Source organism: Exiguobacterium sp. UBA3491 (assembly GCF_002377745.1).
Taxonomy (GTDB): Bacteria; Bacillota; Bacilli; order Exiguobacteriales; family Exiguobacteriaceae; genus Exiguobacterium_A.
On the sequence record NZ_DFQK01000028.1, the window covers coordinates 195,527 to 206,034 of the forward strand.

Annotated in this window: 11 protein-coding genes; 6 read left to right on the top strand and 5 right to left on the bottom strand. The window is 46.7% G+C overall.

Going from position 1 to position 10,508, the window contains the following annotated elements; genetic code table 11:
* The first annotated feature begins 48 nt into the window (after nt 1-48).
* Complete coding sequence (gene pulA / locus B4F99_RS10780; RefSeq protein ID WP_290757764.1) at nt 49-2,163, top strand: type I pullulanase; 2,115 nt, start codon at nt 49-51, stop codon at nt 2,161-2,163.
* 51 nt (nt 2,164-2,214) lie between these two features.
* Entirely contained in the window at nt 2,215-3,015 is an 801-nt protein-coding gene (locus tag B4F99_RS10785; RefSeq protein WP_056062733.1) for a phosphotransferase family protein, read from the top strand.
* A gap of 40 nt (nt 3,016-3,055) precedes the next feature.
* Here the strand turns inward: B4F99_RS10785 and budA are convergent, their stop codons facing one another.
* From budA to cydS, 3 genes are all read right to left on the bottom strand, one after another.
* Complete coding sequence (gene budA, locus B4F99_RS10790) at nt 3,056-3,769, bottom strand: acetolactate decarboxylase (protein ID WP_290757767.1); 714 nt, start codon at nt 3,767-3,769, stop codon at nt 3,056-3,058.
* Between the two features lie 11 nt (nt 3,770-3,780).
* Complete coding sequence (gene alsS, locus B4F99_RS10795) at nt 3,781-5,472, bottom strand: acetolactate synthase AlsS (RefSeq protein ID WP_056062730.1); 1,692 nt, start codon at nt 5,470-5,472, stop codon at nt 3,781-3,783.
* Nucleotides 5,473-5,635: 163 nt separating this feature from the next.
* A complete protein-coding gene (gene cydS, locus B4F99_RS15515) occupies nt 5,636-5,737 on the bottom strand; it encodes a cytochrome bd oxidase small subunit CydS (RefSeq protein ID WP_414651135.1) in 102 nt (33 codons plus the stop codon).
* Between the two features lie 176 nt (nt 5,738-5,913).
* Here cydS and trmB point away from each other — a divergent pair, with 176 nt between their 5' ends.
* Both trmB and B4F99_RS10805 read left to right on the top strand, forming a co-directional pair.
* Nucleotides 5,914-6,555, top strand: a complete 642-nt coding sequence (trmB, locus tag B4F99_RS10800) for a tRNA (guanosine(46)-N7)-methyltransferase TrmB (RefSeq protein WP_035406161.1) — start codon at nt 5,914-5,916, stop codon at nt 6,553-6,555.
* A gap of 116 nt (nt 6,556-6,671) precedes the next feature.
* Nucleotides 6,672-7,187, top strand: coding sequence for a hypothetical protein (locus tag B4F99_RS10805; RefSeq protein WP_214852771.1), 516 nt, complete (start codon nt 6,672-6,674; stop codon nt 7,185-7,187).
* Nucleotides 7,188-7,224: 37 nt separating this feature from the next.
* Here B4F99_RS10805 and B4F99_RS10810 read toward each other — a convergent pair whose 3' ends face one another.
* Together B4F99_RS10810 and B4F99_RS10815 are read right to left on the bottom strand one after the other, a co-directional pair.
* Nucleotides 7,225-7,581, bottom strand: coding sequence for a DUF1304 domain-containing protein (locus tag B4F99_RS10810; RefSeq protein WP_290757771.1), 357 nt, complete (start codon nt 7,579-7,581; stop codon nt 7,225-7,227).
* Nucleotides 7,582-7,650: 69 nt separating this feature from the next.
* Nucleotides 7,651-7,953 carry a PepSY domain-containing protein gene (locus B4F99_RS10815; protein WP_012371126.1) on the bottom strand — a complete coding sequence of 101 codons (303 nt, stop codon included), beginning with the start codon at nt 7,951-7,953 and terminating at the stop codon, nt 7,651-7,653.
* Between the two features lie 119 nt (nt 7,954-8,072).
* On the opposite strand from B4F99_RS10815, the gene B4F99_RS10820 reads away from it, so the two are divergent.
* Nucleotides 8,073-9,143 carry a M42 family metallopeptidase gene (locus B4F99_RS10820; RefSeq protein ID WP_214852775.1) on the top strand — a complete coding sequence of 357 codons (1,071 nt, stop codon included), beginning with the start codon at nt 8,073-8,075 and terminating at the stop codon, nt 9,141-9,143.
* Between the two features lie 179 nt (nt 9,144-9,322).
* Nucleotides 9,323-10,336, top strand: coding sequence for a PTS transporter subunit IIC (locus B4F99_RS10825; protein WP_290757775.1), 1,014 nt, complete (start codon nt 9,323-9,325; stop codon nt 10,334-10,336).
* Nucleotides 10,337-10,508: the final 172 nt, after the last annotated feature.

Sequence of the window (10,508 nt, forward strand, 5' to 3'; positions counted from 1 at the left end):
GGCATTGTCGTTGCGAAAGACATGACGAACCAAGAGGTGGTAATACCGGTGATCCGGGCAGAGTTCTCATCGTTTCGAAGCATCCGAGTCGAGGTCGAAGGCAATCCGTCAATCCACTGGTCGCTTGAATGTGATGGGAAACCGCTTGAAATTCAACAGACCGAAACGCATCGAGAGGAACAGTTCGTGATTTATGAGTTAACGGTTCTTGAACCAGTCGAGTTAGAATGCCGCTATGAGGTGTTCGGAGCAGGCATGTCAATCCGTGTCGTTCCTGATCGATTAGTTCGGACGGAAGCGTTCGAGCGAAAGTACCGTTACGAAGAGAAACTCGGTGTCTGGGAAGAAGACGATACGTATCATTTTGCTGTCTGGTCGCCTGTCGCAGAGCAAATCGTGTGTATCGTATACGATCAAGATGAACAGGTACTCGGAAGACACAAGATGGAGCGACAAGAGCAAGGTACCTATCACCTTCGACTTGGGCAAGAATCAGCAGAACGATGGTACCGCTATGAAGTGACGACTTACGTTGGCACACATGAAGTCGTCGATCCATACGCTCATGCGATATCGGTAAACGGTCGTTACGGTGTCATCGCCGACGTTGAACAGACGATTTCCGAGTGGTTTCCAAAGCGAGTCGCGCGTCCTCTGTTCGTCAAACCGTCGGACGCTGTCATCTATGAAGCAAATATTCGCGATTTTACGATTGATCGTTCCGCTGGTTCAAGTCATCCGGGACAATATGCAGGGGTGGCGGAACGTGGAACAGTTTCTTCTCGTGGACATGCGACAGGTCTTGATTATCTTCTTGATCTCGGGATTACGCATCTGCAGCTGTTACCGGTCCACTTCTTCGAAACGACCGATGAACGAACAAGGTCGCCATATAACTGGGGATACGATCCGATGCTTTGGTTCGGATTAGCTGGGAGCTACGCGAGTTCGGTCGCACCGCTCGTTCGCGTCCGAGAATACGCGGATATGGTGGAGCGACTCCATGAAGCAGGGATTCGTGTTACGTTCGATGTCGTCATGAACCACGTTTTTGTTCGGGAGCGTTCCTCTCTTGAACAGCTCGTTCCGGGTTATTATTTCCGTTATGAAGTAGACGGCACACTTTCAAACGGAACGGGTGTTGGAAACGATACCGCATCCGAACGATTCATGATGCGTCGACTCATCGTTGATTGCTTGACGTACTTTGCTCGTGTCTACCGCATTGATGCGTTTCGATTTGATTTAATGGGCATTCATGACATTGAGACGATGAATGAAGTACGTGCAGCACTCGATGCGATTGATCCTACGATTCTTGTGTATGGAGAGGGCTGGGATCTTGCGACGGCATTGCCGGAACGATTCAAAGCGATGAGCGCCTCGGCTGCGCAAATGCCGCGAATCGCTCATTTTAATGACGTGTTCCGTGATGCCTTGAAAGGATCGACGTTCAGTGCATACGATCGAGGATTCGTTGCCGGAGACGGATGGAAAGAAGGAGAGGTCCGAAACGGGATTGCGGGTAGTGTTCATATCGATAACCAAACGTATGGACGTTTTCCGGAACCGACGTATTCGATCAACTATGTCGAGGCGCACGATAACCATACGCTGTACGACAAATTGAAGATCTCCTGTCCGGAAGCGGACGAACTTCAGTTATTACGGATGAGTCGATTAGCTCAAACGATCGCTTTGCTTGCGCAAGGCATTCCGTTTCTGCATGCGGGTCAAGAGTTCTTGCGTACGAAACAAGGTGTCGAAAACAGTTATAATGCATCGGACGAAATCAACCGAATGGACTGGGAACGCCGGGATGATCATCTCTCCCTCGTTACGTATATCAAGACGATTTTACAAATTCGCAGAATGCATGGCGGATTCCGTCTACACCGGGCGAATCAGGTTCGAGAGCTGCTTCGTTTCATCAACTTACGTCCGGGTGTCATCGCCTACGAAGTCGAAGCGATCCATTCGTACGATGCGTGGCAACGCACGCTCGTTGTCTACAATACGACGCACGAAATCGTGGAAGTCTCACTCGATCACTCGCGCTGGAATGTACATGTCCAAGGGGATGATGCCTCGGTCGACCCGCTTCTGAAAGGTGTCGATAGGATTCAAGTCCTTCCGTTGTCAACGACGATTGCGACGTGTTAAGATAAGCATTGTGCCTTAGGCAAATCTACTAAAAAAGTTGAGCGGATTATAATGGAAATAGATATTTTAGATGCGCTTGGCGAAGGCTGGACCCTTACGCCAGCAGGTGGAATCACAGGAGAAGCGTACATCGCTTCAACCGGACAATCAAAATTGTTTTTAAAACGAAATTCATCGCCGTTCTTGGCGATTTTATCCGCGGACGGAATCGTCCCGAAATTATTATGGACGAAACGAATCTATAGCGGGGATGTCATCAGTGCGCAACAATTCATTGAAGGCGACGAGTTGGAGCCGGAAATGATGGAACGTCCGGAAGTGGCGCGTTTGCTTGGGAAAATCCATGATTCGAAGGAATTGCTGTTCATGCTACAACAGCTTGACCAACGTCCGATCGAGCCTGATGAGTTATTGCGCCAATGTCACTTATATTTTCAACCAGAAGACTTAGAGAATCCAGAACTGGTAGAACTTGCGATGGATTATCTCGAACGAAATCTGGAGCAAGTAAGAACGGATGAACAAGTCGTCTGTCATTCAGATCTAAATCATAATAATTGGTTGACGGGAGCGGACGGTCAACTCTACCTGAACGACTGGGATGATGCGATCATTGCCGACCGTGCGTATGACCTCGGGATGATGTTATACAGTTATGTCGATGAAGCGGCTTGGCCCGAATGGTTTGAGCATTATGGTCATCCGTTGACGAATGATCTGAAACAACGAATGCATTGGTATGTCGTAGCGCAAGCTGTATTATCCTTGTATTGGTATGAAGATATGCGTCATCCGGATGTCGAGGACAGCTATCATTTTCTAGAACAGTTACTTGAATACTCGAACGACTAAAAAGCGTGTCATTCCGAAAAGGAACGACACGCTTTTTTGATTAACCTTCTGCGATTTTAATCTCTTTTTCAATATCATGACTTTCAAGATCCGCCGACCGATACGCTTCAGTCGTTGGTAAACGTAAATCAAGCTGCGGTTTTTCTTCGAATGTGATGGTGACGTTCTTGACCGTGTAGTCAAAGACATGGCCTCCGCCCGCGCGTTCAGCATCGATGAAATGAAGATGATATCCAGCGACGGCGATACCGTGACCGAACCGTGGTGTGTAGTAACCGGCGAGTGTTCCTTCCGTTTGTTCGAAAGTACGCGCGCTTTGAGAGGCGACAGCTTCCGTGATTGGAACGAACGGTTTTTCTTGATGTGCGACGGTACGTGTCTGCACCTCTGTGAACGTTCCATCAATTCGAACGGCATAAAAACTATTGATCGTCGGTAGTTGTTCATTCAACCAGTGTTCGAATTCCGATTTTGACATCTCTTCTGCCACGGAGAGCGTTTGCTCTGGCACGAAACGGGTCAATGTCGCAAACGGCGTCGTCGTCTCAGGCTGAAGTGGTCGAGCGCTACCGTCTGAACGGAGCTGGTAGAACTGACCATCAAAACCAATCATCTCACCATCCAAGTGGTCGAACGTTCCGATACCAAAATTTCGTTGATCAATAACGGACGCGTATGTGACTTCACTCTCGAATACTCCGTCGAGCAGTGCCATCATCGTTGAAATCTGGACGAGCGTTTTATCGTGTGTCATGTGAATCCTCCTCAGTTCAATTGATCGAGATGAACTTGTTCTCCGAGCGCGATGTTGTCGCGATAATCAATCGGAACATCGACGATGACTGGTCCTTCTGTCGCGAGTGCTTCATCCATGATTGCGGCTAGTTCAGATGGATGATTGACGCGTAATCCTTTTGCTCCGAAACTCTCAGCATATTTGACGAGATCGACGTCACCAAATGACGTACCGGATTTCCGTTTGTATTTCATCTCTTGTTGGAACGCGACCATGTCGAATCCGCTATCACGCCATACGAAGTGGACGAGTGGTGAGTTCAAACGAACAGCTGTCTCAAGTTCCATTGCCGAGAAGAGGAATCCACCATCACCTGAAATCGAGACGGCCTTCTTACCAGGACGTACGAGTGTTGCTGCGATTGCCCAAGGAAGCGCGACACCAAGCGTTTGCATCCCATTACTAAAGAGAAGGTGACGTGGTTCGTACGAACGGAAATGACGTGCCATCCAAATATAGTGAGAACCAACGTCGACTGTGACCGTGACATCATCCGCAATTTTTTCACGTAACGTCTTCATGAAATAGAGTGGGTGCGTCAACGGAGAATCCGCGACAGGAGGAACATCGCGATCGACAAGACGTTGATGTAATCCTTCAAGGAATTGAGCTGAACTTTCAGGTAATGTGAGTGGTTGCAGGCGCTCGGCGATTGCATCGACCGTTTTCGCCATATCACCGACAAGCTCGCGGTCTGGGCGATAGAAGTGGTCAATTTCAGCACGCATTTGATCAATATGGACAAGCGTCCGGTCGTGCGTCGGTTGGTTCCAGAATTTCGGATCATAGCCAATTGGGTCATAGCCGATCGAGAGGACGAGATCCGCTTCTGCGAGCAGTGCATCTCCCGGTTGGTTACGGAATAGTCCGACGCGTCCATAGAAATTCGATTCAAGCTCACGTGATAATGTGCCGGCCGCTTGGAACGTCTGGACGACAGGAATCGAGACGTGTTTGAGCAGGGAACGAATCGCATGTACGACGTCCGGCTGACTCGCACGCATACCAAGCAACAAGACAGGTAGCTTCGCATCTTGGATCAAACGAGCTGTTTCTTCAACCCAAGCTTCTGGTGCAACACCGAGCTTCGGTGCTTCAACCGCACGGAATGCCGTGACGTTCGCTTCGCTCAATCCGACGTCTTGCGGGATACTAACGAAAGCAGCCCCGGAAGTCGTTTCCGCTGTTCGGAAAGCATTGGACAGTACTTCTGGAATATTATCGGCATCTTGCACTTCTGCACTGAAGTTCGTAATCGGTGTAAAGAGTGCCTGATTGTCCATGGACTGATGTGTTCGTTTTAAGCGGTCTGCTCGTGTAACGGCTCCGGCGATTGCGACAACTGGATCACCTTCAGAGTTTGCTGTCACAAGACCTGTCGCTAAGTTTGATGCGCCTGGGCCAGATGTTACAAGTACAACGCCTGGTTTGTCTGTCAAGCGACCAATGGCTTGAGCCATGAATGCAGCATTTTGTTCGTGACGTGCAACGATGAGTTCAGGTCCCCGATCCTGTAACACATTGAAGACGGAATCAATTTTGGCGCCAGGAATACCAAAAATGTAATCTACACCCTGTTCGATGAGTGAATCGACGACTAAGTCTGCACCTGTTTTCTTCTGTACTAGTTCTTTTGAATCACTGTTTTTATTTTCGTTCATTACAATTCTCCTTTTTACCAACGTTTTTTGGTGTTCGATAGCTGTAATAAATAATCTGTTTCGAAAAAAGTATACATCTGTTTCATGGTAAATCCAACCTAAATTCGTTTAGAGAATAAAAAAAGTACCTTGTGTACGATTACACAAGGTACAGAGATTGCGCTTATTCAACGTCGACTTTTCCGAAAGTCGCCCAGACGAATAAGGCACAGATGCCCATGACGAGAACGATGGGGGAGCCCCAAGCAATCAAGAAGTCTTCCATGGTATAGCCCTCCTTTTTAGTTCTTACGTACCTTTAGTGTAGTAGATTGCTCACTGTTTCTCAAGTGACGAACTGCTGAACATTCTTCAATCGGGATTGAAGAAGTTCTTATATAATTACCCGAATCATGATAAACTTATCTGCGGATAATCTAAGTTTGGAAAGGATGAACGATAGTGCGTTTACGACATAAACCATGGGCGCAGGATTATATGAAGGAACAATCCTCAATCTATATAGCAGAACCAGCATCCCTGAAAGGAAACTGGGCAACGGAGTTCAAGAATGATAATCCGATCTACATCGAAGTGGGGTCAGGAAAAGGAGCCTTCATCACAGGGATGGCAAACCAACATCCGGAGATCAACTTCATCGCGATTGAACTTTTTGAGAGCGTAGCAGTGACGATCGTTCAAAAATTAGTAGAGGCTCCACAAGCAAATGTTCGCGTCTTGACAGTCGATGCGAAAGATTTACGTGATTACTTCGAAAAAGGTGAAGTAGCGCGCGTTTATTTGAACTTCTCGGATCCATGGCCGAAGACACGTCATGCGAAACGTCGTTTGACGTATAAAACGTTCCTCTCAACGTATGAAGATATCTTACCTGCGAAAGGACAAATTCACTTTAAGACCGATAATCGCAAGTTGTTTGAATCGAGTCTGATGACGATGTCGGCGTACGGCATGCGCTTCGACTGGATGTCGCTTGATCTACATGCGAATGAACCGGAAGATAACGTCCGGACAGAGTATGAAGAGCGTTTTTCTTCAATGGGTCAACCGATTTATCGGATGGAAGCAACGTACCAAAATTAATTTAGACAAAAAGTTTTCTTATTTTCCTGGTATTTCTTTCACACTTTTTTCTTATTAATTGGTACAATGTTGTTGACTGAAGAACTTGTACTTATAGGTAAAGGGGGAATTTGGGGATGTGGCAGAAAAGCTTAGCCTTCGTAACGGCGCTCTTTCTCGCATTAAGTATCGGTCAATCGGTACTTGCTGCGGTTGATACCTCAGAAATGACAAAAGCATTAGATGAGGAATTACCAACGACGCATTACGATTATAAAAAAGGTTCGGTCGAAATCGAGGATCCGAAGACGTTCACGAACGGAAAAGGAGAAGAAGTCATTGGCGGAATCGCTGTCATCAAGACAGTCCGTGACGGCATCTTCATCACAATCAAACGTGAAATCCACTTCTTCAATGCCGATAGCGGTAAATTGTTGACGAGTGCCGACGCTGCAAAAGTTGACGGCGTAAAAGAATACATCGACAGCAACTCGGACAATCTTCATCAAAAAGTCGTTTACTGGTTACCGGTACTCTTGATGTTGTTGATCATCGCTGTACCAGCGATCGTCTTATACATCGTCGTACCACGTTTGTACTCTACTTCGGAATACATGAATCCGATTTATGAGCGCAACGATAACCCGCGCTAATCAAAAAAACCTTTACCCGTTTGGGTAGAGGCTTTTTTTATGCTAACAATATAAAGATGAAAGCGAGTATGGCGGGTAATCCTTGTTTAAGTAAAATGGAGCGATTAGCCGTCAAGGCGCCATAGAGTGCGGCAATGATCACACAAGCTAAATAGAACAATTGGACAGCAATATCTTCACGGATTAGACCAAACAGAAGACCAGCAGCTAAAAATCCATTGTAGAGACCTTGATTGGCAAAAAGCGTCTGGATTTGCTTAGATGCGACCGCTTCATCCGTCAGTCCGAATGTACGTCGTGCCGCCTTAGAGGATAAAAAGAACATTTCAAGAGCCATGATATAAAAGTGCTCTAAGGAAACAAGTAAAACGAAGATAGTAGCAAGAATGGACATGAATCATACCTCCTTTATAGGAACGTGAAAAAAAGACCGCACTTCATCGATTGAAGCACGGTCTTCTGATTAAGCGTATTCGAGTAATGCGCCAGTTTCGGCATCGACTGTGAATTGATACGTTTTTTCGTCATCACCTTCAAGGACCGAGATGCCACCTTTATAGCTTTGGTAGTCGCGTGACTCATATGCGTAAGCCTCCGGTGTTGCAGAGATCCATGCACCTTGGACACGTCCTTTTGCTGAAAATGTGCGTTTCGTGATTTCGAGCGCTTCTTCGGCAGAAAGTTGTTTGTTGTCAACGGCCTTCTTCACTGCGAAAGCGGCGACGACAGCTGCTGCCAATCCGATAATCCAATAGCGTTTTTTCATTAAAATTCCCCTCCTTACAGGTTCTATTCCTACTGTACCAAATAATTCGTTCAGAGAGAAACAAAAGGTTAAGTGATTGAAGCAATTTTTTGTATAATGGGTAACAGGAGGCGATACATATGAATGAAAAAACGAGAGAGTTATTTCGAACACTGACGGAATTAAATGGGGCACCAGGGTTTGAACACGAGGTGCGTCAGTTCGTTCGCGAACGCATTACACCTGTCACGGATGAGATCGTTACAGATGGACTGGGTTCGATTTTCGGGAAGCGAACAGGGGATGCGACAGGACCGAAAGTCATGGTTGCCGGACACATGGATGAAGTGGCATTCATGGTGACACAAATCACGAAGAATGGGATGTTACGGATCCAACCGCTCGGTGGTTGGTGGAGTCAAGTATTGCTTGCCCAACGCTTCTCGATCTGTACAGACAACGGTATCATCCCTGGTGTCATCGCGTCGATTCCACCACACTTATTAACAGAAGAAGTACGCAATAAGCCAATGGCAATCAAAGACATGTTCATCGATATCGGTGCGGATTCAAAAGAAGAAGCAGAATCGTTTGGTGTACGTCCGGGTATTCCGGCAGTACCATTTTTCCCATTCACACCGATGGCGAATCCGAAGAAAATCATGGCGAAAGCATGGGATAACCGCTATGGTGTCGGAATGGCAATCGAATTGTTGGAGGAGACGACAGCAGCGGATCATCCGAACATTTTGTTCTCTGGTGCAACGGTTCAAGAAGAAGTCGGATTGCGAGGTGCCCAAACAGCGACGACACTTATCGATCCTGATGTGGCGTTCGTCGTCGATGCGTCTCCAGCCAATGATGCGTCAGGAGACAAAACGGAATTTGGTCAACTCGGACAAGGACCATTACTCCGTATTAAAGACAGCGTCATGATTCTTTCGAAAGAGATGACGGATTATGTCCTTGATACGGCAGAATCGAACAAGATTCCGTATCAATACTACGTCGGTGCAGGTGGAACGGACGGCGGTGTCATCCATCGCTCGAACAATGGTATTCCAACAACAGTCGTTGGTTTACCGGCACGTTATATTCATACCCATGCGTCAATCATGCATACAGATGATTATGATGCGGCGAAGGAATTGCTACGAAAACTCGTCACGAATCTTGATACGACGACGCTTGCAACATTGCAAGTCAAGTAAATAACGAACGGGGAGGACCATTCTCATAAAATAGACGGCGGACTTATAATCCGTCGTCTATTTTATTGTAGTGAGAACATAATGATGTTGATTGTCTTGTCAGTTGGAAAAACAGCCTAGTCGAATCGAAAGTGGATTTGGTATAATGATACGCGATGTTGAGTAAAGGACGTGACAAGATGTTCAAGCAAAAGGGAATTTCACTTAGCCCTAAAGTATATTTCATCACTGTATTAAGTTATATGGCGCTTGGTTTATTCAGTTCGCTGATCATGGGCTTGATTGTTCAAACAATCGGAGAAGGGTTGGTAGATCGTGGTATCGAAGCAAGGTTTCTTATTCAATTAGGCGAGCAGGCGATTGTTCTGACGGGACCAGCGATCGGTGTCGCCGTAGCGTTTGCGCTTGAAGCACCGCCACTCATCTTATTTGCAGCAGTTGCGGTTGGAGCATTTGGATATGAAGCTGGCGGACCGGCAGGTAGTTACATTGCGACGCTACTTGCAACAGAAATTGGAAAACTCGTGTCAAAGACGACGCGACTCGATATTCTGTTGACGCCGTTCGTCACGTTGCTAGTTGGATTCGTTGCTGGACGTTATGCCGGGAAATGGATTGGAAAAGGCATGACCGATCTGGGTGAAATAATTCGCTGGGGGACGGAACGCGAACCGTTGTTCATGGGTATCTTCATTGCTACTGTAATGGGACTTGCATTGACAGCGCCGATTTCAAGTGCTGCACTTGGAATCATGCTTGGATTGGATGGACTTGCTGCGGGTGCTGCGACGATCGGCTGTGCCGCTCAAATGATTGGTTTTGGTGTCATCAGTTATCGTGATAACGGAATCGGGGGCGTCATCGCACAAAGTATCGGCACATCGATGCTCCAAGTCGGAAACATCATCCGCAATCCTTGGATTCTCATTCCGCCTACGATCGCAGGTGCTATCCTAGCGCCATTCGCGACTGTTCTGTTGATGCTTGAGAGCAACCCAGAAGGCTCGGGCATGGGGACGAGTGGTTTTGTTGGTCCATTGATGTTGTTGAAGACGATGGGGTTTGAAATGGAATACTATGTAGCCGTCATCGTATTATGTTTTATTGCGCCTGGCATCATCAGCTATCTCATCTATCGGTTATTACTTCGACTCGGTCGGATTCAAGATGGTGACTTGAAAATCGAATATTAAGTACAAAAAGCTGATTCTAAAGAATGTGTCTGTTTGACCGAATGGTGGATAAACAAGGACATGCCTTTTGAATCAGCTTTTTTTCATTTCATAAAGAGAATCCGAATGAACTCGAATAAAAACTCGTGAAGAAGATGTAAAGATAAACGAGATAGAGGGGTATCAAGTAACG

Coding starts and splice junctions, on each gene's coding strand:
- budA (WP_290757767.1), bottom strand. CDS start 3,769: ATGACACACGATAAAACGCTCGTCCAGATTTCAACGATGATGGCACTG.
- cydS (WP_414651135.1), bottom strand. CDS start 5,737: ATGGAAGACTTCTTGATTGCTTGGGGCTCCCCCATCGTTCTCGTCATG.
- B4F99_RS10810 (WP_290757771.1), bottom strand. CDS start 7,581: ATGTCCATTCTTGCTACTATCTTCGTTTTACTTGTTTCCTTAGAGCAC.
- alsS (WP_056062730.1), bottom strand. CDS start 5,472: ATGAACGAAAATAAAAACAGTGATTCAAAAGAACTAGTACAGAAGAAA.
- B4F99_RS10815 (WP_012371126.1), bottom strand. CDS start 7,953: ATGAAAAAACGCTATTGGATTATCGGATTGGCAGCAGCTGTCGTCGCC.
- B4F99_RS10805 (WP_214852771.1), top strand. CDS start 6,672: ATGTGGCAGAAAAGCTTAGCCTTCGTAACGGCGCTCTTTCTCGCATTA.
- B4F99_RS10820 (WP_214852775.1), top strand. CDS start 8,073: ATGAATGAAAAAACGAGAGAGTTATTTCGAACACTGACGGAATTAAAT.
- B4F99_RS10825 (WP_290757775.1), top strand. CDS start 9,323: ATGTTCAAGCAAAAGGGAATTTCACTTAGCCCTAAAGTATATTTCATC.
- B4F99_RS10785 (WP_056062733.1), top strand. CDS start 2,215: ATGGAAATAGATATTTTAGATGCGCTTGGCGAAGGCTGGACCCTTACG.